Here is a 20,208-nt window from a genome sequence, read left to right as displayed (position 1 = left end):
TCCTCAGGTGCGGGTCTTCAGGGGGGGGAGGGCAGGTCAGCGGGAGGGGAGGGCGCCGCCGCCCGGACGCCGGGTGGCGGCGGGCGCGTACCCGGCGGCCGCGGCGGACGGAGCCGGGGCCGACGCGGAGCCCGGAGCCGGAGCCGCCCCCTCGTCCGCCCCCGGGGAGAGCGCCACGAAGGCCGCGGTGATGAAGAGGTAGGAGCCGAGCCCGACCGCGAGCGGGAAGATGAACTGCATCGCGGTGGCTCCGGGCAGCGCGGCGCCCGAGGGGGCGACGCGGACGGCGACGGCCGCCATCCCGGTGTAGTGCATGCTGCTGACGGCCGCGCACATGACGAGGGAGGCCCCGGCGACGGCCACCGGCGACTTGATGTTCAGGGCGGCCCAGAGCGCGGCGGTGGCGGCGACGACGGCGATGGCGACCGAGAGCGCGACGGTGAGCGGGTCGTAGTCGATCCGTCCGTGCAGGCGCAGGGCGGCCATGCCGAGGTAGTGCATGCTCGCGACCCCGAGTCCGGTGGTCAGGCCGCCGAGGACGAGGGAGCGGCCACGGTCCCTGCCGTAGCCGACGGCGAAGACCCCGGCGCCGACGACGGCCACGGCGACGAGCAGGCTGAGGAGGGTCATCGGCACGTCGTAGTGGATCTCGGTGCCGGTGACGTGGAAGCCGAGCATGGCGACGAAGTGCATCGTCCAGATGCCGGTGCCGATGGCCGAGGCCGCGGTGAGGAGCCAGTTGCGGCGGGAGGCGCCGGTCGCGGCGAGCGCGCGGACGGTGCAGCGCAGGCCGAGGGCGGCGCCGATCGATGCCATCACATATGACAGTGCGGGTGTCAGCCAGCCATAGGCGGCGTGGTCCAGGTGTCCCATGGCCACGGGACGCTAGTCCGGGTGAGGGCGCGAACAAGGGGCGCATTTCGAAAGACGCTGTAACTGCTGGAATATGACAGAGCTACGTTCGTCTCCGATCACGCCGCGTGCCACCTTGCGCACGGCCCGCGGGAACCGCGGGGTGCGGGATCATGTGCGCATGAGCCGTATGAGCCGTATGAACGAAGACCACACGCGCGTGCAGGAGTTCTTCGGGTCGCGCGCGGCCGCCTGGGACGGCAAGTTCCCCGAGGACGCGCCCGCCTTCGCGACCGCCGTGGCGGAGTTCGGTGTCGGCCCCGGGGACCGGGTGCTCGACGCGGGCTGCGGGACCGGCCGGGCGCTGGTCCCCCTCCGCGCGGCCGTCGGGCCGTCCGGAACCGTGCTCGGCGTCGACCTCACCGAGGAGATGCTGGCCGCGGCGCGCGGGGCCGGGCGCGACCGCGAGGGGACGCTGCTGCGCGCCGACGTGGCCCGCCTGCCGCTGCGCGACGGGGTCCTGGACGCGGTGTTCGCCGCCGGGCTGATCGCCCACCTGCCCGATCCGGCCGCCAACCTGCGCGAGCTCGCCCGCGTCGTCCGCCCCGGCGGCCGGCTCGCGCTCTTTCACCCGATCGGGCGTGCCGCGCTGGCCGCGCGCCACGGCCGCGAGCTGACCCCGGACGACCTGCGGGCGGAGCACAACCTCGGCCCGCTCCTGTCCGGGTCCGGCTGGCGGATGACCTCGTACGCGGACGAGGACACCCGCTTCCTGGTCCTGGCCCTGCGCGACGCCTGAGACACCCGGCGCGGGGGCCTTTTCGTACGTCGCCCCGCGCGCCCGCGCCCGCCCGTACCGGGGGCTACGCGGGAGGCTGGGCCTCGGCTCCGGCCGGGCGGCGCGGGTGCGGCACGGGGCAGCCGCCCGCGCCGGGCACGGGGAAGGTGCCGAGCTCGCCGACGTCGTAGCCGTGGGGGTAGCCCTTGATCTCCGGGTTCTGGCGGGCGTAGTGCGGTGCGCGGCGCGGGGGCAGCAGCCGTACCGCGCGTCCGCGCAGCCGCAGGGCGCCGCGCACCAGGCGCCGGACGCCGGGGCGGGGGGACTCGTACCGGAACGCGCTGAGCAGCGGCTCGTCCAGCAGGGCGAGGCCGGCGCGGCGCACGGCGGGGGCGAGCGGCGCGGGGTACCAGGAGGCCATCAGGTCCAGGGTGGAGTCGGCGACCGCGCGGCCCCCCTCGTCCCATCCGAAGTGGGCCTGCTCGTAGGCGTCGAGGGTGGCCTCGAACTCCTCGTAGGAGTCCGGAATGTCGGTGATGCCCAGGTGCCGGCCGAGGGTGGCGTAGTACTGGGCGCAGGCGCGGCGTTCGTGGTGGGTCAGCCGGCGCCAGCCGTAGGCGTCGACCCAGCGCGCGGGAATCACCACGAACGTGCACAGCACGTAGCGCATGTCGTCGTTGGAGATGTCGTAGCTGCGGTGCATCTGGTTGACGCGGCGGATCGCGGTGCGGGCCGTGTCGCTCCCGAAGCCGTGTTCCACGACGGCGTCGAGGAGGAGGGCGGTGTCGTCGTAGCGCTTCTGGGCGCGGTCGGTGAACTCGGCGGTCTCGGCCAGCAGGGCGCCGATGGAGGGCACGGCGTATGTCCTGAAGAGGGCGAGTTCCAGGGCGCGGGTGAAGTCCCAGGGGAACTCGTAGGTGGCGGTGAGCCGGTAGATGGCGAGGAAGTCCTTCTCGGGGTCGAGCCGGAGGATCTCCCTCAGCCGGTCGTAACGCTGCACCGGTCTCCCTTTCTGTGGCGGGTCCCCAACTCTACGTGCAGGTAGCGGGCTTGGAAATCGGTCCCCGTCGGGTCTCGACGTGCGAGTTACCCGCTGGTTAAGGTGCGCCGACGAGAACGCGATCGGGAGGCCACGTGTCCGACGAGGAGGACGGGGGCTCGCTGTACGTGCTGACGGCCGTGCTGCTGACCCCCACGCAGTTCCCGGCGGTGTTCGGCGACGACTTCCCGCAGGCCTGCGCGCTGCTGGGGGTACCGCCGGCCGCCGACGGGTACGGGCTGGTGCTGGGCCAGGACGAGGAGGGCGCGCGCTGGACGGTCGTCGTGGACGACGTCTCGCTCGTGGCCGGCGCCATCGCGGCCTGGGACTGCGGCATGGAGTACGACCTGTCGCCCGACGAGCGCACGGTCGTGGCGTCGCTGGCGGGCTGGCCGCTGGAGCTGACGGTGTCGGCGTCGGGCATCGCGGAGCCGCACGATCCGGAGCAGGGGGCGGACGGCACCGGGCGGGTGCCGCTGGCGCCGCCCTCGGCCGAGGGGTGGGGCCCGGTGCAGCGCCGCCTGGGCGCGGACCAGATCGCCCGGGAGTGGGCGGACTGGAGCGGGCGCGTCGCCGAGGACGGCGGGGCGGCGGCCGCCGCGCACCCGGGGCTGGCGCGGGCGCTGCGGGAGGCCGCCGACTACGCGCGGCAGGCGCCGCCGCCGGGCCGGGTCCGATCGGCCTTCGCGGGTGAGGGCGTACGGACCCTGCGGGCCGACGGGCCCGGGTGGTCGCTGGTCGCCCGTACCGGCGGCCCGGCCTTCGTCCTGCTGGACGAGGAACCGGGCGAGGTCCTGGCGGTCCCCCGCGAGGGGGGCGCCGGCCTGCCCGGGCTGGCCGGCCTGCTGACCGCACTGGACGGCGTGGCCGCGCGGCCGGCCTGAGCCTGCGGAGCCGGGCGGCGCCGCAGACGGGCCCCGGGCGGGCGGTACGCGGGCGGGCCGCCCGGTGACGCGAGCGACCGGGCGGGCAACATCCGGGACACGGACGTCGGGGACACGCGAGAGGGAGACGGGGGAACGGATGAGGGTGGAATCGGAGCCGGTCGGTGTGGTCGTCGGGGGCCGGGCGGAGGTCGTGGACGACGACTGGGGACGGGAGCGGGCGGTGATCCGGCTGGACGCCGACCGGTTCGGCCCCGAGGCCCTGTACGGGCTCGAGGACTTCTCCCACGTCGAGGTCGTCTACCACTTCGACCGGGTGCCGGTGGAGAAGATCGAGACGGGCGCGCGGCACCCGCGGGGGAACCAGGACTGGCCCCTGGTCGGGATCTTCGCCCAGCGCGGCAAGAACCGGCCCAACCGGATCGGCCTCTCCCGGTGCAGGATCCTGAAGGTGGACGGCCTGGAGGTGCACGTCGAGGGGCTGGACGCGGTGGACGGCACGCCCGTGCTCGACCTCAAGCCGTACATGGCGGAGTTCGGCCCCCGCGGCGAGACCCGCCAGCCGCCCTGGGCGACAGCCCTCATGCGGGACTACTACTAGGCCGTCCCTTCCCGCCCTGCCCCGCCCGTCAGACGCGCTCCAGCGGGACGTGCGGCAGCGGCGGGAGGGTGGCCTCGACGGGGTCGCCGGGGCGGACCGTGCCGCCCTGGCGCACCACGCCCATGATCCCTGCCTTGCGGACCAGACGGCCCTCCTCGTCGCGGCCGACGACCTGCTTGAGGAGTCCGTCCTGGAAGGCGTTGATCTGCGGACACGGATTGCGCAGGCCCGTCACCTCCACCACCGCCTCCTGGCCCATGCGCAGCAGCGTGCCCGTCGGCAGGGCGTGCAGGTCTATGCCCTCGGTGGTCACGTTCTCCCCGAGCTGGCCCGGGGAGACGCTGAAGCCGGCTCCGGCCACCTCCTCGAACAGCTCCCGGTGGATCAGGTGCACCTGGCGCAGGTTCGGCCGGGTCGGGTCCTGCGCCACCCGCGAGCGGTGCTTGACGGTGACCCCCGCGTGCACGTCGCCCTCGACGCCGAGGCCGGCGAGGAGCGTGATGCTCTCCCGGTTGGGCTTGGTGAACGAGTACTCGGGATTGCTGCTGACCGCCGCGACGCGTGCGACCCGCGTGCCGTCCCCCTCGCGGCGGCCGGCGGCGGTCTCGGCGGTGTCCCCGGCGGTGGTCCCGGCCGTGGCCGCGACGGTGGTCTCGATGGTCTTCTCGGCGGTGCTCATCGGAACGTCCTCATCCCCCCTGCCGCCCCGGGCGGCCGTATTGCTGCTGCCACCTCGGTCAACGCGCGGACGCGGCGGCGCGTTCCCGGCCGGTTTCGGCACCGACTGGCCGACGTGGCGCTTGCCGGGGTCCGGGAGCCGCATGACGATGGGGGCCGCTCCGCGTACCGCGGCTCCACGGTCCCTCGGGAGGGTGACATGGGCGATCCGTCGTTGGCGCTGCCGGGCGGGGCCGATCCCGTCGAGCGCACGCGCGTCCTGCGACGGGCGCACGAGGCCTTCACCCGGGACGGGCGGGTCGAGCCGCCGGTCCGGGCGGTGATCGCGAAGTCCTGGCGGCGGTGCGTGCGGGCGCGGGTCAGCCCGGAGTGCGCGCCGCGCCTGGACCGGGCGGAGGCGGAGCTGCTGGGCTACCGCGAACAGCATCCGCTGGCCCGGGTGATGCCGCTGTTCCGGGATCTGGTGGGGGCTTTCGCGGCGCACGGCGCCCATCTGCTCGCGGTGTGCGACGCGCGGGGCGAGCTGCTCTGGGTCGAGGGGGAGGCGGCCACCCTGCGCCGGGCGGAGCGGCTCGGCTTCGTACCGGGCGCGCGCTGGGCGGAGACGGCGATGGGGACCAACGCTCCCGGCACGGCGGTCGCCGTCGGGGAGGCCGTACAGGTCTTCGGCGCCGAGCACTTCAGCCGCCGGGTGCACCCCTGGACGTGCGCGGCCGCCCCGGTGCGGGACCCCGGCACCGGCCGGGTGCTCGGCGCGGTCGACATCACCGGCGGTGACGGGCTGGCCCACCCCCATTCGCTGGCGTTCGTCCAGGCGGTGGCGCGGGCCGCGGAGGCCCAGCTGGCGCTGCTGGCACCGGAGCCGCCCGCCTCCCGCGACACCCTCGACGCGCTCGGGCGTGACGAGGCGCTGCTGGTGCTCGGCGGCCGCCGGATCCCGCTGGGGCGGCGGCACAGCGAGATCATGGCGCTGCTCGCGCACCACCCCGGGGGTCTGTCGGGGGAGGAGCTGGCCTTCGCCCTGTACGAGGAGGAATCGGTCGCGGCGGTGACGCTGCGGGCGGAGATGTCCCGGCTGCGCGCCCTGCTCGGCACCGGGAACCTGCTCTCCCGCCCCTACCGCACCGCCGCCCCCCTGGAGGCCGACTTCACCGCTGTGACGCGGCACTTGGCGGCGGGAGCGGTCTCGGCCGCCCTCACCCGCTACCGCGGCCCGCTGCTGCCGGCCTCCTCGGCCCCCGGCGTCGTCCGGCTGCGCCGGCGGATCGAGGAGCAGGCGCGGGCGGCGGTGATCGCCCGGGCGGACGCGGGGCTGCTGACCGACTGGGTGTGCAGCCCGTGGGGCGCCGAGGACCCGGCGGTGTGGCGGGCGCTGGCCGCGGCCCTGCCGCCGCAGAGCCGGCCGGCCGCCCTGGCCCGCGTACGCGCCCTCGACGAGGAGTTCGGCGTCCGGAGCGCAACGTCCCCGCAACCTGCCCGCTCCTAGCCTCCGCACCGAGCGCTGTCCGACGGCGGCCGGCGCCCGGCAGGGGAGGACACCCATGGTCCGTTACACCGCACCCGGTACCGAGGGCTCGCTGATGTCGTACGCGTCCCGCTACGGCCACTTCATCGGCGGGGAGTACGTGGAGCCCGCCCGCGGCCGGTACTTCGAGAACCCCTCCCCCGTCACCGGCCGGCCCTTCACCGAGGTAGCGCGCGGGACGGCGGAGGACGTGGAGCGGGCGCTGGACGCCGCACACGCGGCGGCGCCGGCGTGGGGCCGCACGTCCGTCGCGGAGCGCTCCGCCGTCCTGCTGCGGGTGGCGGACCGGATGGAGCAGAACCTGGAGGCCCTGGCGGTCGCGGAGACCTGGGAGAACGGCAAGCCGGTCCGCGAGACCCTCGCCGCCGACCTGCCCCTGGCCGTCGACCAGTTCCGCTACTTCGCGGGCGCCCTGCGCGCCCAGGAGGGCTCCCTCAGCCAGCTGGACGACGACACGGTCGCCTACCACTTCCACGAGCCGCTGGGCGTGGTGGGCCAGATCATCCCGTGGAACTTCCCGATCCTGATGGCCGTGTGGAAGCTGGCGCCGGCGCTGGCCGCGGGGAACACGGTGGTCCTCAAGCCGGCCGAGCAGACGCCGGCCTCGGTGCACTACTGGCTGAGCCTGGTGGCGGACCTGCTGCCGCCGGGGGTGGTGAACATCGTCAACGGCTTCGGCGAGGAGGCCGGGAAGCCGCTGGCGTCGAGCCCGCGCGTGGCGAAGATCGCCTTCACCGGGGAGACCTCCACGGGGCGCCTGATCATGCAGTACGCGGCGGAGCACCTGAAGCCGGTCACGCTCGAACTCGGCGGCAAGAGCCCGAACCTGTTCTTCGACGACATCTGGGCGCTGGACGACGACCTGCGCGACAAGGCCCTGGAGGGGTTCACGATGTTCGCGCTGAACCAGGGCGAGGTGTGTACGAGCCCGTCACGCGCGCTGATCGAGCGGGGCCGGTACGGCGACTTCCTGGACGCGGCGGTCGCCCGCACCGAACTCATCGTCCCGGGCCACCCGTTGGACACGGAGACGATGATCGGGGCCCAGGCCTCGGAGGAGCAGCTGCGCAAGATCCTCTCGTACGTGGAGATAGGTCGGCGGGAGGGCGCGAAGATCCTCACCGGCGGCGACCGCATCGACCACGGCGGCGACCTGGCGGGCGGTTTCTACGTGGAGCCGACCGTCTTCGAGGGCGACAACCGGATGCGGATCTTCCAGGAGGAGATCTTCGGACCGGTGGTGTCGGTGACCTCCTTCCAGGACTTCGACGACGCCGTCCGCATCGCGAACGACACGTCGTACGGCCTGGGCGCGGGCGTCTGGACCCGCGACATCAACACCGCGTACCGCGCGGGCCGCGCGATCCAGGCGGGCCGCGTCTGGACGAACTGCTACCACGCCTACCCGGCCCACGCCGCCTTCGGCGGCTACAAGCAGTCGGGCATCGGCCGCGAGACCCACAAGATGATGCTGGAGCACTACCAGCAGACGAAGAACATCCTCACCAGCTACTCCCCCAAGAAGCTCGGCCTGTTCTGAGCCGACGGCGCCCCGTGCCCCCTTCGTCGCCGGGGGCACGGGGCGGGTCGTCCAGGCGTCAGGTGGGCGTCTGCGCGGTCTTGCTCGTCGTGGTGCCTTCTTCGTCCTGGGTTTCCGACGCTGCGGGCTGTTGCGGAGCGGGCGGGGTGCGGATCAGCAAGGCGACCAGCACGGCCAGGGCGCCGAGCACGGCGCCGATGCCGAATCCCCACCGGATGCCCGTGGCGAGCGCGCCGGTGGTGTCGGCGCCCCCGGCTGCCGCCGTGGCGGCCCGTCCCGACATGACGCTGATCACCAGGGCGGTGCCGGCGGCGGCCGCGACCTGCTGGAGCGAGCCCAGGATGGCGGAGCCGTGGGGGTAGAGGTGCGGCGGCAGTACGGACAGGCCGGAGGTGAAGACGGGGGTGAAGACGAACGCCATGCCCGCGCTCAGGGCCACGTGGAGGGCGAGCACCAGCCAGGGCGAGGTCTGTTCGCCCGTGAGGGCGAACAGCGCGAGGCACAGCGCTGTGAGTACGGCCCCTGGCACGACCAGGCGCGGTGCGCCGAGCCGGTCATAGAGCTTGCCGACCTGTGGTCCGAGCAGCCCCATGGTCAAGCCGCCGGGAATGAGGAGCAGCCCGGTCTGCAGCGAGGTCAGGCCGCACACCTCCTGCAGGTAGATCGGCAGCAGGATGAAGGCACCCATGAGGGCCATGAAGGACAGGCACATCAGGCCGAGCGCCACGGAGAAGTGGCGGAACGTCAGGGCGCGCAGGTCCAGCAGCGGTGCGGACGAGCGCTGCAGTGCCAGCTGTCGCCATACGAACAGCCCCACCAGCACGGCGCCGGCCAGGGTCGTGGCCTCCGGGGGCACGGGGGCCTGGTCCGCGTTCCCGGCACCGAGGCCGCTCAGGCCGTAGACCAGGGCGCCGAAGCCCGCTGCCGCCAGGGGGACGGACAGCCAGTCGATCGGGCCGGCCTGCGGCTCGCCGATGTTGACCAGTTTGCGCCGGCCGAACACGGCCATGGCCCCGGCGATGGGGAGCACCGCCAGGAACAGCAGGCGCCATGACCCCAGCTGCAGCAGCACACCGGAGACGGCGGGGCCGAGGGCGGGTGCGACGGAGATGACGAGGGTGATGTTGCCCATGACACGGCCGCGGTCGTGCGGGGGCACGAGGGTCATCAGCGTCGTCATGAGCAGCGGCATCATGACGGCGGTGCCGGAGGCCTGGATGACGCGGGCGGCCAGCAGTACGGGGAAGGCTGGCGCGGCCGCGGCCAGGGCCGTGCCGGCGAGGAACAGTGCCATGGCGAGGCCGAAGGCGGTCCGGGTCGTCACGCGCTGGAGGAACCACCCCGTCACCGGGATGACGACGGCCATGGTGAGCATGAAGGCCGTGGACAGCCACCCTGCGGCGGCCGCGGTGACCTCGAAGTCGCGCATGAGCCGCGGGATGGCGTTGACCATGATCGTCTCGTTGAGGAGGACGACGAACGTGGACAGCACGAGGATCCGCAGCACGGCGGTGACGCGGGCGGGCGAGGGGGTGGGCGTTTCGTGTGGTGCGGGCATGGCGCCTTCCGTCATGTGAGTGTCCTCCGCACGGGGGCAGGTCACACTGACAGACTGCGGCGCCGGGAAGAACTCATCGGTGTCCTCCGATCGTGACGGTGCCGCCGCCCGAGCTCAAACCATTTTGCCGAACCGGAACGGCCACGGCATGACCTCCTCGAGCAGGCGGCTGCCGAAGCCCGGGGCGGGCGGGCTCATCCGTCGTTCAGTCGCACCAGTCGCAGCAGCACTTGCACGGATTGCAGCAGCCACCGCCGCCGCAGCCGTCACCCGAGCCACCGCCGGAACCACCAGAGCCACCGGACCGGGACCAGCGACCGCCGCCCGAACCGCCGGAGGGGCCGCCTGGGTTGCCGCCGCCCTGCCCGCCCAACCAGCCGTCGCTGCCGGAACCATCGCGGCTCGAGCCGCCGTTGCGGTTGCCGTCGCCGAACTGCCAGGGCTCTGCGTCATCCTGGCCGGCGTCTTCGCCACAGCGGCGGCAGGTGGAGCACAACCCGCAATCGCCGTACAGCCGGCGCCACTCGCGACACCGCTGGCACTACCCCTCCGTCGGCCGGCCCGACGCCGTCATCCCGCCCTCCGGTCGCCCGCCCGCGAGCTCCCCCACGCCGCAGGCCGCGCCCGTACCGGTCCCCGAGGGCGTTCTCGCCTCCCCACGGCGCCCCAGCCAGGGCAGCACGCGCAGGTCCCGCGCCTGGCGGCGGTGCTGATGGTGACGGTGCCGAGGCTCAGGCCCGGCCTCTGGGACAGCGCGCCGGCCCGTCGCCGTTCCCGTGCCCCGGGAAGGACGGGACGGTCATGCAGAGCCGGGCATCCTGTCCCCTCCGGGGTCGTGTCCTGGGATCGGGGACCGCCCCGGCACTCCCGCCGACCCGCGGCGCCGCCGTCCTGCGCGTCGGGTCGAGCTCACCGTGTGACGCGCCCCCTGGTCAGGCCGAGCCGGCGCCGGCGGGTCCGGCGCCGGTCAGCGGCCCTCCTGTTCGAAGGTGCGCAGGAGGTCCGCCGCGACGCCCACCGCGATGGTGGCGGGTTCCTTGCCGGTGAGCTCGGGCATTCCGATCGGGGACTTGATCCGGTCGATCGCGGCGGTGTCGTGGCCGCCCTCGGTGGCCAGGCGCCGGCGGAAGCGGGCCCATTTGGCGGCCGAGCCGATCAGCCCGATCGAGCCGAGGCCCGCAGTGCGCAGGGCGGCGTCGCACAGTGCGGCGTCCTCGGCGTGGTCGTGGGTCATGATCAGGACGTGGGTACCGGGTGCCAGCTCCGCGAGGACGTCCTCCGGGAGCAGCGGCGTGTGGTGCACGTGGACCTGCGCGACCGCGTCCGCCAGCACGGAGAGCCGTTCCTCGGTGAGCTGCCCGGGGCGGGTGTCGATCAGGTGCAGGTCCAGGTCGTGGCGGGCCAGGATGCGCGCCAGCTCCAGCCCGACGTGTCCGACGCCGAAGACCGCCACCGCCGGTACCACCGGCAGCGGTTCGAGCAGGACGCTGACGGCTCCGCCGCAGCACTGCACGCCGTGCCGGCCGGTGACTTTCTCGTTGAGGGCGAACTCCATCAGCTCCGGCTCCTGGTCGGGCGTGCCGATGACCTCGCGGGCCCGGTCGATGGCGACGGCCTCGATGTTGCCGCCCCCGATCGAGCCCCAGGTCTCGGTCCGCCCCACGACGAGTTTGGCGCCGGCCCGGCGGGGTGCGTGGCCGCGTACGGTCGCGACGGTCACGAGCGCGCCGGGTTCCCGGCGGGCCCGCAACCGCGCGACCGCGGCCACCCAGGTCATGTCAGGCATTGCTCAGGGCGCTCGTGTCGGTGCTCGTGCCGGCGGGGACCCCGCCGCCGTCGCGGGCACGGCCGCCGCGGGCCGTTTCGACCGCCCAGTACACCGCCTCCGGTGTCGCCGGGGAGGCGAGCTCCACGCTGACCCCGGCCGGCCCGAAGGCCGCTGCGGCCTGCCGCAGCGCTTCGCGCACGGAGAACGCCAGCATCAGCGGGGGTTCGCCCACCGCCTTGGAGCCGTAGACCGCGCCCTCTTCGGCGGCGTTCTGCAGCAGCGTGACGTTGAACTCCTCGGGCATCTCCGAGAAGCTCGGCAGCTTGTAGGTGCTCGCGGCCTGGGTCAGCAGCCGGCCGCGGTTCGGTCCGTCACCGGAGTCCCAGCGCATGTCCTCCAGGGTCAGCCAGCCCGCGCCCTGCACGAAGCCGCCCTCGACCTGGCCGATGTCGATCATCGGGGAGAGGCTGTCGCCGACGTCGTGGACGATGTCGACCCGCCGGATGCGGTACGCGCCGGTGAAGCCGTCCACCTCCACCTCGGTCGCCGCGGCGCCGTGGGCGAAGTACTTGAACGGCGAGCCCCGGAACGTCTTCGCGTCCCAGTGCAGGCCCTCGGTCCGGTAGAAGCCGGCCGCCGACAGCTGGACCCGCTGGAAGTACGCGGTGCGCACCAGGTCGTCCCAGGCCAGTTCCTCGTCCCTGCCGAGGACGCGCGCGACGCCCTCGACGATCCGCACGTCCGAGGCGTTCGCCCCGAGCTGGGAGGCGGCCACGTGCAGCAGGCGGTCGCGCAGCTGCTCGCAGGCGTTCTTCACCGCCGCACCGTTGAGGTCCGTCCCGGCGCTGGCGGCGGTGGCGGAGGTGTTGGGGACCTTGTCGGTGCGCGTCGGCGCCAGTCGCACCTTGCGCAGCGGGATGCCGAGCGTGGTCGCGGCCACCTGGAGCATCTTGGTGTGCAGGCCCTGGCCCATCTCGGTGCCGCCGTGGTTGATCAGGACCGAGCCGTCCTTGTAGATCAGCACCAACGCGCCGCCCTGGTTGAAGGCGGTGAGGTTGAACGAGATGCCGAACTTGATGCCGGTGATCGCGAGGGCCCGCTTGGTGTGCGGGTGCGCGGCGTTGAAGGCCGCGATCTCCCTCTTGCGGTCGGCGACGGCGCCGTTCTCCTTGACCTGCTCCCAGACCGCGGAGATCCGTTCGGGCTGGAGGACCGGCTGCCCGTACGGGGTGTGCTGGCCCCGGCGGTAGAAGTTGCGCTCCCGCAGCTCCGCCGGGTCCAGGCCGAGCAGGGGTGCGCACCGGCCCATGATGTCCTCGATCACCAGCATGCCCTGGGGTCCGCCGAAGCCGCGGAAGGCGGTGTTGGAGACCTTGTTGGTGCGGGCGACGCGGCCGGCGATGCGCGCGTTGGGGATCCAGTAGGTGTTGTCGATGTGGCACAGCGCGCGGGCCACCACCGGCTCGGACAGGTCCAGGCTCCAGCCGCCGTCGGCGGTCAGGGTGGCGTCCAGGGCCTGGATGCGGCCCTCGGCGTCGAAGCCGATCTTCCAGGCGGCGTGGAACCCGTGCCGCTTGCCGGACATGGTCAGGTCCTGGGTCCGGTTGAGCCGTACCCGCACCGGCCGGCCGGTCAGCTTGGCGCCGAGCGCGGCGACGGCCGCGAACCCGTGCGGCTGCATCTCCTTGCCGCCGAAGCCGCCGCCCATGCGCAGGCACTGCACGGTCACCTCGTGGCTGTGCAGGCCGAGCACGTGCGCGACGATCTCCTGCGTCTCCGAGGGGTGCTGGGTGCTGCTCTGGACGAACACCTGCCCGGCCTCGTCGATGTGGGCCAGCGCCGCGTGCGTCTCGAGGTAGAAGTGCTCCTGGTCGGAGAACTGGAACTCGCCGGTGAACACGTGCGCGGAGTCGGCGAAACCCGCGTCGACGTCGCCGGCCAGCATCACGGGCCGGGCGCCGTGGAAGCTCTCGGCCGCGATCGCCTCCCGCAGGGTGATCAGGGAGGGCTGCTCGTCGAGTTCCACCTCGACGGCCGCCGCACCGAGCCGAGCAGCCTCCAGGGTCTCGCCGAGCACCCAGGCGACCGCGTGGCCGTGGAACATGACCTCGTCGGGGAACAGCGGTTCGTCGTGCTTCATGCCGGCGTCGTTGACGCCGGGCACGTCGGCACCGGTGAGGACGCGCACCACGCCGGGTACGGCCAGCGCGGGCCCGGTGCGCAGCGCGGTGATCCTGCCGCGGGCCTTCATGACCTGCACCGGGTGGGCGTGCAGTACGTCCTTGGTGCGGTGGACCAGGTCGTCGGTGTAGAGCGCGGCGCCGGTGACGTGCAGGCCGGCGCTCTCGTGCGGTACGGAGACCCCGACGACGGCCTTCTCGGGGCGCTCGGACAGTTGGCTCATGACGACACCGCCTCGGTGGTCTGTGCGTACAGCTTCAGCAGGCTCTGGCCGAGCATCGCGGAGCGGTACTCGGCGCTGGCGCGGTGGTCGTCCATGGGGGTGCCCTGGGCCCGCAGCACCTGCGCCGCGGCCTCGACGGTCCGCGCCGACCACGGCTCGCCCTCCAGGGCGGCCTCGGTGGCGAGGGCGCGGATCGGGGTGGCTGCCACGCCGCCCAGGCCGATGCGCGCCTTGCGGACGGTCCCGTCCTCGATGTCGAGCGCGAAGGCGACCGCCACGCTGGAGATGTCGTCGAAGCGGCGCTTGGCGATCTTGTGGAAGGCCGTGACGGGCGACAGCGGCAGCGGGACGCGCACCGCTCGGATCAGCTCTCCGGGGCGGCGCACGCTCTGCCGGTAGCCCGTGAAGTAGTCCGCGAGCGGGACCTCGCGCTCGCCGTCGGCGCCGGCGAGCACCACCGACGCCTCCAGCGCGAGGAGCACGGGCGGGCTGTCACCGATGGGCGATCCGGTCCCCAGGTTGCCGCCGAGGGTCGCGCTGTTGCGGATGAGCTGGGACGCGAACTGCGGGAACAGTTCCGCCAGCAGCGGGACGCTGCCGTCGAGGCGGCGTTCGATCTCGGTGAGCGTCAGCGCCGCTCCGATCTCGATGTGGTCCGACTCGACGCACAGTTCCCGCAGTTCGGGCAGCCGGTCGACGGCGATCACGCAACGGGCCCGGCGGGAGCGGATGTTGACCTCCACCCCCCAGTCGGTGCTGCCGGCCACGACCACCGCGTCGGGCCGCTCGCGCAGCAGCCGCAGGGTGTCGGCCAGGGTGCCGGGGCGCAGGAACGTGCTGTCGTCCCGGGTGTACGCGGTGGCGGCCGGTTCGGGCGGGGACTGCTCGCGGCGCTGGGCCAGGGGGTCGTCGCCGGTGGGCGCGCCGACGGCGTACGCGGCGTCGCGGATGGGGCGGTAGCCGGTGCACCGGCAGAGGTTTCCGCTGAGCGCGTGCAGGTCGAAGCCGTTCGGGCCGTGCTCGGGGTCGGCGCTGCGGAAGCCGGTGCTGCCGGAGTCGGCGCTGCCGGGGGACGTACCGTCACAGTCCGTGCCGCCGGCCGGGGCGGCGTGCGCGCAGCGGCCGGGCCGGTAGTACTCGGCGGCCATGCTGCAGATGAAGCCCGGTGTGCAGTAACCGCATTGGGAACCGCCGCGGACCGCCATCTCCTCCTGCACGGGGTGCAGGCCGGCCGGTGTGCCGGGCCCGCCGGCGGTGGCGAGACCTTCGGACGTGATGACCTCCTGGCCGTCGAGCGCCGCGGCCGGGACCAGGCAGGCGTTGACCGCCACCCAGTCGGTGGGCTTGTCCACCCCGGGACGCGCCACCAGGACCGAACAGGCGCCGCATTCGCCCTCGGCGCAGCCCTCCTTGGTACCGGTGAGGCCGCGCTCGCGCAGGAAGTCCAGCACGGTGGTGTGGGGCGCGGCGGGTGAGATCGGGGTTTCTTTCCCGTTGACGGTGATCCGCGCCGCTACCATGGCAGATCCTCATTTCGGTGCGCGGTGGATCTGGTTGTCCTAGTCGCCATTTTTCAGGACTTTCTGTTTCGGTGGCGCAGCTCGAGAACCCGGAGAGCGCACATCGGCACGCGACGGCGTGCCGCAGGCGGTGACAGAAAAACGAAAAGGTGCCGGGGCCGCAATCGGGCACGCCGGAGAGGGGGGCTGTTCAGCAGCCGTGTGCTACGCGGCCCGGAGCCCAGGCGATCTCGTGAGCGAGGCGACGCGGTGCGGAGAGGGTCGACATCCGACAGCGCCTCCTTCCATCAGCTCACGAGTCGGTCCGCCAGAAGCTACGTTGTCGCAGGTCCTTCGGTCAAGCGGCCGTTCGGGGCCGGTGAACCGGTTCTTCCGGTGTCGCTACGGATGTTCCGGATGCCCTCCGGGACACCTGCGCCGACCGGCAGCCGCCGCGGCGTCAGGCCGCCAGACGGGCCAGCAGCCGGGACCGGTGGAGGTCCGCCACTGGGGCCACCAGGTCCGGGTGGCGCAGCAGCGCCGCGGCCCGGTGGTCGTACGGGTCCGGCTCGGTCAGCCGGCGGAAGGAGACGGGCACCGTGCCCACGTGCTCCGTGGCCGTGACGGCCCGCGCCGCCGCCTCCGCGAGGGACGGCGTGGTCAGCAGGCACGCGGCCCAGCTCGCGACCACCTCGTCCACCCAGGTCCGCCAGGCGCCGTCCTGCGGGTCCGCGGGCTCCGCCGCCCGGGCGAGGTCGGACCCGGCGATCCAGTCCAGCCGGACGGAGCCGCCGGGCCCGGTCAGGGCCACCAGGTGCGCGTCGATCCGCGTCGGGTAGCGGAGCCAGGCGGCGAGCGTGACGGCCTGGCGGGACTGGGCCTGGGCGAGTCCGCGCTGGAGGGCTCCGCGTCCTGACGGGTAGGCGCGGTCGAGCCACTGCGCCGTGGCCGCTATGAGCGGCGCCAGGGAGAGGTCCGTGGTCACGGCTGTCCTCCAGGGCCGAGCGGGTGTCCTTCTCTCACCCTAATGACCGGATACGCGGCATGAGAGGCGATAAGCGTGGATCATGCGGAGGGGCCGGGCGGATTCCGGGCGACGGACCGCCCGGCGGAGCCAGGAACGGATCGAGGAGGACACGATGGGACACGGCGGCGACGTCATCGCAGAGCTGACCACCGACCACCGGGAGGTGGAGGAGATCTTCGGCAGGATCGAGGCACTGCCCCCGGGCGACTCGCGCAGGAAGGACCTCGCGGACCAGGCGATCATGGAACTGGTGCGCCATTCGGTGGCGGAGGAGTCCTACCTGTACCCGGCCGTACGGGACATGCTGCCGGACGGCGACGCCATGGCCGACAAGGAGCTCGCCGACCACGCGACGGCCGAGCGCATCATGAAGGACCTGGAGGGCTGCGAGGCCGACGACCCCCGCTTCGACGCCCTGATGACGCAGCTGATGGCGGAGATCCGGGAACACATCGCCGACGAGGAGGGGAACCTGTTCCCCCGGCTGCGCACGGCGTGCAGCCCCGAGATGCTCGGCAAGCTCGGCGACAAGGTGCGCACCGCGAAGAAGACCGCTCCGACCCGTCCGCACCCGTCGGCGCCCGACACCCCGCCCGCCAACAAGCTCCTGGCGCCCGGCATGGGCCTCGTGGACCGCCTGCGCGACGCGCTGAGCGGACGCGGCAAGGAGTCCTGAGGCGCTTGCTGCATGGCCCGTACGCGAGCGCCGGCGCACCCGTCCCGGGTTGTCCGCCCGAGCGGGCATGGGCGTCCGGATTGCGGGGAGGCGCCGGACATGAGTACCCACAACCCGGACCCCGACCCCCGCAACACCCCCGGTCTGGACCCAGGCGGCTCGGTGCCGCCGGGCGAGACCCCTCCCGGCGAGTCGAGCACCTCCTCCGGCGCCGGTCCCTACCGCCCGCTCACGCGGGGCTGGGCCAAGGGTCCGCTCGCGCTCATCGTCATCCTGGCGATCCTGGTGGCGCTGTTCTTCCTCGCGTACGGGATCATCGTGGCCCTGTGACGCGGGCCGTGCCCGGCCCGTCGCGGACCCGCCCGCCCGGCCGCGCGCATGGACGCGGGCGCGCCGGGCAGGCGCCCCGCGACGGCCGCCCGCTCCGCCCCCGGGCGGGGCGGGCGTACGGAGCACATGAGGCGGTGCCTGCCATGCAGAGACGGCTGACCGCCCGCGCGGGCGGGAACCGCGGCCCCCGGGGCCCGCGGCGGCACGGGAAGCGGCGCCGGTGACCTCCGCGACCGGCACCGTCCTGGCGTGGTTGCTGGAACGCTCCCACGACGCCTCCGCCCGCCAGATCCCGGCGCTCACCGACCAGGCCGCCCGACGGCTGGGGCTCGGCGGCACCCGGCTGTACCTGGCCGACGTCCAGCAGGTCCGCCTGCTGGCACTGCCCCAGCTGGCCGCCCCCCGGCCGGGCCCGGCCGAGGCGAGCGAGGCGGACCGCGAGGCGGAGGTCCTGGAGATCGACGGGTCGCTGGCCGGCATGGCCTACCGCACGCAGCGCACCCAGCTGTCGCGCGACCGCACCACCGCCTGGGTGCCGATGATCGACGGAGTGGAGCGCGTCGGGGTCATGAAGGCCACCGGCGCGGAGCTGGGCCGGGCGGAGCTCGACGTGTGCGGGGCCCTGGCGAGCCTGGCGACGCTGGTCGTCGTCTCCAAGTCCTCCCACAACGACATCCTGGTCGTCAGGGGCCGCAGCCGGCCGATGACCCTGCAGGCCGAACTCGTGTGGGGGTTCCTGCCGCCGCGCACCATCGGCACCAGCCAGGCGACTTCGACCGCCGTGCTGGAGCCGGCGTACGACATCGGCGGGGACGCCTTCGACCACAACTTCAGTGACGGCGTGCTGCACCTGACGCTGCTGGACGCCATGGGGCACGACCTGGCGTCGGGAGGTGCCAGTTCGGCCGGTCTGGCCGCGTGCCGGTCCACCCGCCGGTCCGGCGGCACGCTGACCGACATCGCCGGCACCATCGAACGGACCCTGCAGGAGTGGATTCCCGACCGGCTGATGACCGGGATCCTCGCCAATCTCGACACCGCGGACGGGGAGTTCACCTGGGTCAACTGCGGCCACCCGCCGCCCCTGCTGATCCGCAACGGCCACGTCCTGCCCGAGGCGCTGGAACGGGCGGCCCAGCTGCCCTTCGGCGTCGGCTTCCACGGCCAGGACGCTCCCCGGCAGTACCGGGTGCGCCTCCAGCCCGGCGACCGGGTCCTGATCTACAGCGACGGGGTCATCGAGGCCCGCTCGGCGGCGGGCGAACTGTTCGGCGAGGAGCGGCTGGCCGACACCGTCATCCGCTCCATGGCCTCGGGCGCCACCGCCCCCGAGGCCCTGCGCCGGCTGATCCTGGACCTCCTCAACCACCAGGACCAGAGGCTGCTGGACGACGCCACCATCCTCCTGTCGGAGTGGCATCCCACCGGGTGAGCGGGGTCAGGGGCCGATCTCGAACGCGGGCGCCTCCAGCCCGCCCAGGCATCCGGTCTTCGGCGCCTTCGGGGTGTCGAAGAACGAGACGGTGATCTCCTGCGCGCACTTCGAGGTGGCGAACACCACGTGGGGTTCGTAGGGGATCGTGAGGACGGTGGCCCTGCTCAGCGTCCGGGCCACGTAAGGGCCGTTGGCCGCCGCGGTCTGGGCGTCGAACCCGCCCGAGAGGGCGAGGGTGGGGATGTCGCTCTTCGTGACGTCGCGGATGGAGCGGGGTGCCGCGGGGACCTTCCAGACGTCGCAGTCGGGGCGGAGGAAGGTGAGCAGCGGGGCCTGCGCCTGGACCGAGCGGGGGAACGACGGGAAGGCCGCCCGGCCTCCGCGGAGCGCTTCGGCCTGGGTCTCGTAGGGGGTCCACTCGCTGCAGAAGACGCCGTAGACGAGTCCGTGGGAGAGCCGGCCGACGGCCTGGGGGCTGTACTTGCCGCTCGCCCACTGCTCGGCGATGCGCTGGGGTCTGCCGCGGGCCAGTTCGTCGAGGGCGCGGGGCACCTGGGGTGCGACGTGGGTGGCGGCCGTCATCCAGTTCACCAGGGCGCCGCCGTCGAGGACGACCTTCACCTGCTTCCTGCTGTCGGGGAGCGTGACGGTGGTGGTGACCGGCTTGGCTTCGAGGTCGCGGACGAGGCGTTCGAAGGTGGCCGACAGGTTCGGGTAGCGGCGGTTGCAGGCCGGCTGCTCCGCGCAGGCCTTGAAGAGGCCGCCGAAGCCCTGCTTGGCGGCGTTCCAGGTCACGGCCGACCCGCCCGTGGACGGGGGCAGGATGCCGTCGAGGCCGACCGACCGGATGCCCTCGGGGTGCAGGCGCATGTAGACCAGCGCCAGCTGGGTGCCGTAGGAGATGCCGAACACGTTCCACTGTGCGAGGCCCAGGGCGGCGCGCAGGTCCGCGAGGTCGGCGGCGCTCTCGATGTCGTTGTAGGCGCTGAGGTCGGCGCCGGTCGCCGCGAGTTGGTCGCGGCAGGCCTTCGTGGCCTCGACGTGCAGGCGCTCGGTGGAGGGCGCGTCGTAGACGAGCCCGGTCGCGCGGGCGTTGAACTCGTCGACGTTGCGGCAGGTGAGGGCCGGATCGGCCGAGTACGTTCCGCGCTGGGACATGAGGATCAGGTCGCGGTCGCGGTTCAGGCCGCCGCCGACCGCCATCTTCGCCTCGCCGACCGCGTCGTCGCCGGGTCCGCCGGCGAGCCACACGACGGGGTCGGATGTGGGCTTCCCGGCCGTCGCCGCGACGATGGCGACCCCGAGGGTGATCTTCCGGCTGCCCGGCTTGGTGCGGTTCTCGGGCACGGTGAGGGTTCCGCAGCGGGCGCCTTCGAGTTCGGCGACCGGGTCCGCGGTCTTCGGGCAGGGGCCGGGCTCGTAACGGGCGTCGCCCACCGTGCGGGCCACCGTTCCGAGCGGTGCTCCGTCGTCGGCACCCGGGCCGGGCCGCGCGTGGGCGGGTGCGGCGAGCAGGCCCGTGACGAGGACGCCCGCCGCCACCGCGGCCGGTCCGGCGGGCAGCCGTCGCACGGTGCGGCGGCGGTGGGTCGGGGTGTGGCGAGCCATCTGCCC

General features: G+C 73.7%; 17 protein-coding genes. 8 read left to right on the top strand and 9 right to left on the bottom strand.

All coding sequences use genetic code 11. The features are described 5' to 3' along the window. Positions 1–36: 36 nt before the first annotated feature. Complete coding sequence (locus ACZ501_RS15660) at positions 37–873, bottom strand: MHYT domain-containing protein (protein WP_468795772.1); 837 nt, start codon at positions 871–873, stop codon at positions 37–39. Positions 874–1,042: 169 nt separating this feature from the next. Here ACZ501_RS15660 and ACZ501_RS15655 point away from each other — a divergent pair, with 169 nt between their 5' ends. Continuing rightward, positions 1,043–1,651: a class I SAM-dependent methyltransferase gene (locus ACZ501_RS15655; RefSeq protein ID WP_361611258.1), complete on the top strand. Its 609-nt coding sequence runs from the start codon at positions 1,043–1,045 to the stop codon at positions 1,649–1,651. A gap of 64 nt (positions 1,652–1,715) precedes the next feature. Here ACZ501_RS15655 and ACZ501_RS15650 read toward each other — a convergent pair whose 3' ends face one another. Continuing rightward, on the bottom strand, positions 1,716–2,630 hold the full coding sequence (locus tag ACZ501_RS15650; RefSeq protein WP_361611254.1) for an oxygenase MpaB family protein: 915 nt from the start codon (positions 2,628–2,630) through the stop codon (positions 1,716–1,718). Between the two features lie 134 nt (positions 2,631–2,764). Here ACZ501_RS15650 and ACZ501_RS15645 point away from each other — a divergent pair, with 134 nt between their 5' ends. Continuing rightward, positions 2,765–3,553 carry a hypothetical protein gene (locus tag ACZ501_RS15645; protein ID WP_468795769.1) on the top strand — a complete coding sequence of 263 codons (789 nt, stop codon included), beginning with the start codon at positions 2,765–2,767 and terminating at the stop codon, positions 3,551–3,553. Between the two features lie 139 nt (positions 3,554–3,692). Beyond that, positions 3,693–4,154, top strand: coding sequence for an SAM-dependent methyltransferase (locus ACZ501_RS15640; protein WP_361606186.1), 462 nt, complete (start codon positions 3,693–3,695; stop codon positions 4,152–4,154). Between the two features lie 28 nt (positions 4,155–4,182). On the opposite strand, the gene ACZ501_RS15635 is transcribed toward ACZ501_RS15640, so the two are convergent. Beyond that, positions 4,183–4,833 carry an MOSC domain-containing protein gene (locus tag ACZ501_RS15635; RefSeq protein ID WP_361606189.1) on the bottom strand — a complete coding sequence of 217 codons (651 nt, stop codon included), beginning with the start codon at positions 4,831–4,833 and terminating at the stop codon, positions 4,183–4,185. A 198-nt stretch (positions 4,834–5,031) separates the two neighbouring features. Between ACZ501_RS15635 and ACZ501_RS15630 the strand changes: the two genes are divergently transcribed. After that, positions 5,032–6,318, top strand: a complete 1,287-nt coding sequence (locus ACZ501_RS15630; protein ID WP_468795766.1) for a GAF domain-containing protein — start codon at positions 5,032–5,034, stop codon at positions 6,316–6,318. A 55-nt stretch (positions 6,319–6,373) separates the two neighbouring features. Next, on the top strand, positions 6,374–7,897 hold the full coding sequence (gene exaC / locus ACZ501_RS15625) for an acetaldehyde dehydrogenase ExaC (RefSeq protein WP_361606196.1): 1,524 nt from the start codon (positions 6,374–6,376) through the stop codon (positions 7,895–7,897). Positions 7,898–7,955: 58 nt separating this feature from the next. Here the strand turns inward: exaC and ACZ501_RS15620 are convergent, their stop codons facing one another. The 5 genes from ACZ501_RS15620 to ACZ501_RS15600 form a co-directional block, all read right to left on the bottom strand. Next, positions 7,956–9,455: a DHA2 family efflux MFS transporter permease subunit gene (locus ACZ501_RS15620; protein ID WP_361606199.1), complete on the bottom strand. Its 1,500-nt coding sequence runs from the start codon at positions 9,453–9,455 to the stop codon at positions 7,956–7,958. 967 nt (positions 9,456–10,422) lie between these two features. Then, on the bottom strand, positions 10,423–11,232 hold the full coding sequence (gene xdhC / locus ACZ501_RS15615; protein WP_468795763.1) for a xanthine dehydrogenase accessory protein XdhC: 810 nt from the start codon (positions 11,230–11,232) through the stop codon (positions 10,423–10,425). A gap of 1 nt (position 11,233) precedes the next feature. Then, positions 11,234–13,627 (bottom strand): xanthine dehydrogenase molybdopterin binding subunit, encoded by a 2,394-nt coding sequence (gene xdhB, locus ACZ501_RS15610; RefSeq protein ID WP_468795760.1) that lies wholly within the window; start codon positions 13,625–13,627, stop codon positions 11,234–11,236. After that, a complete protein-coding gene (locus ACZ501_RS15605; RefSeq protein WP_468795757.1) occupies positions 13,624–15,147 on the bottom strand; it encodes a xanthine dehydrogenase small subunit in 1,524 nt (507 codons plus the stop codon). Before ACZ501_RS15605 ends, xdhB begins: the two co-directional genes overlap by 4 nt. 439 nt (positions 15,148–15,586) lie before the next feature. After that, the gene (locus ACZ501_RS15600; protein ID WP_361606210.1) at positions 15,587–16,111 is read right to left on the bottom strand and encodes a hypothetical protein; all 525 of its coding nucleotides are present in this window, start codon (positions 16,109–16,111) and stop codon (positions 15,587–15,589) included. Positions 16,112–16,265: 154 nt separating this feature from the next. Here ACZ501_RS15600 and ACZ501_RS15595 point away from each other — a divergent pair, with 154 nt between their 5' ends. The 3 genes from ACZ501_RS15595 (at position 16,266) to ACZ501_RS15585 (ending at position 18,591) form a co-directional block, all read left to right on the top strand. Beyond that, complete coding sequence (locus ACZ501_RS15595; RefSeq protein WP_361606213.1) at positions 16,266–16,829, top strand: hemerythrin domain-containing protein; 564 nt, start codon at positions 16,266–16,268, stop codon at positions 16,827–16,829. 99 nt (positions 16,830–16,928) lie between these two features. Continuing rightward, positions 16,929–17,159: a DUF6480 family protein gene (locus ACZ501_RS15590; RefSeq protein ID WP_362462277.1), complete on the top strand. Its 231-nt coding sequence runs from the start codon at positions 16,929–16,931 to the stop codon at positions 17,157–17,159. A 220-nt stretch (positions 17,160–17,379) separates the two neighbouring features. Further along, on the top strand, positions 17,380–18,591 hold the full coding sequence (locus ACZ501_RS15585; RefSeq protein WP_361606219.1) for a PP2C family protein-serine/threonine phosphatase: 1,212 nt from the start codon (positions 17,380–17,382) through the stop codon (positions 18,589–18,591). A gap of 6 nt (positions 18,592–18,597) precedes the next feature. On the opposite strand, the gene ACZ501_RS15580 is transcribed toward ACZ501_RS15585, so the two are convergent. Further along, the gene (locus tag ACZ501_RS15580; RefSeq protein WP_468795754.1) at positions 18,598–20,202 is read right to left on the bottom strand and encodes an alpha/beta fold hydrolase; all 1,605 of its coding nucleotides are present in this window, start codon (positions 20,200–20,202) and stop codon (positions 18,598–18,600) included. Positions 20,203–20,208: the final 6 nt, after the last annotated feature.

The sequence above is a fragment of the Streptomyces sp. NPDC034085 genome (assembly GCF_055575555.1).
Note: the sequence above shows the minus strand (reverse complement) of the source record. Positions and strands in the feature narration are given on the sequence as shown.

What these genes read in the sequence shown, in the direction of transcription:
- ACZ501_RS15595 (WP_361606213.1), top strand. Translation starts at nt 16,266, where the DNA reads ATGGGACACGGCGGCGACGTCATCGCAGAGCTGACCACCGACCACCGG.
- ACZ501_RS15580 (WP_468795754.1), bottom strand. Translation starts at nt 20,202, where the DNA reads ATGGCTCGCCACACCCCGACCCACCGCCGCCGCACCGTGCGACGGCTG.
- xdhB (WP_468795760.1), bottom strand. Translation starts at nt 13,627, where the DNA reads ATGAGCCAACTGTCCGAGCGCCCCGAGAAGGCCGTCGTCGGGGTCTCC.
- ACZ501_RS15655 (WP_361611258.1), top strand. Translation starts at nt 1,043, where the DNA reads ATGAGCCGTATGAACGAAGACCACACGCGCGTGCAGGAGTTCTTCGGG.
- ACZ501_RS15660 (WP_468795772.1), bottom strand. Translation starts at nt 873, where the DNA reads ATGGGACACCTGGACCACGCCGCCTATGGCTGGCTGACACCCGCACTG.
- ACZ501_RS15640 (WP_361606186.1), top strand. Translation starts at nt 3,693, where the DNA reads ATGAGGGTGGAATCGGAGCCGGTCGGTGTGGTCGTCGGGGGCCGGGCG.
- ACZ501_RS15635 (WP_361606189.1), bottom strand. Translation starts at nt 4,833, where the DNA reads ATGAGCACCGCCGAGAAGACCATCGAGACCACCGTCGCGGCCACGGCC.
- exaC (WP_361606196.1), top strand. Translation starts at nt 6,374, where the DNA reads ATGGTCCGTTACACCGCACCCGGTACCGAGGGCTCGCTGATGTCGTAC.
- ACZ501_RS15620 (WP_361606199.1), bottom strand. Translation starts at nt 9,455, where the DNA reads ATGCCCGCACCACACGAAACGCCCACCCCCTCGCCCGCCCGCGTCACC.
- xdhC (WP_468795763.1), bottom strand. Translation starts at nt 11,232, where the DNA reads ATGACCTGGGTGGCCGCGGTCGCGCGGTTGCGGGCCCGCCGGGAACCC.
- ACZ501_RS15630 (WP_468795766.1), top strand. Translation starts at nt 5,032, where the DNA reads ATGGGCGATCCGTCGTTGGCGCTGCCGGGCGGGGCCGATCCCGTCGAG.
- ACZ501_RS15605 (WP_468795757.1), bottom strand. Translation starts at nt 15,147, where the DNA reads ATGGTAGCGGCGCGGATCACCGTCAACGGGAAAGAAACCCCGATCTCA.
- ACZ501_RS15590 (WP_362462277.1), top strand. Translation starts at nt 16,929, where the DNA reads ATGAGTACCCACAACCCGGACCCCGACCCCCGCAACACCCCCGGTCTG.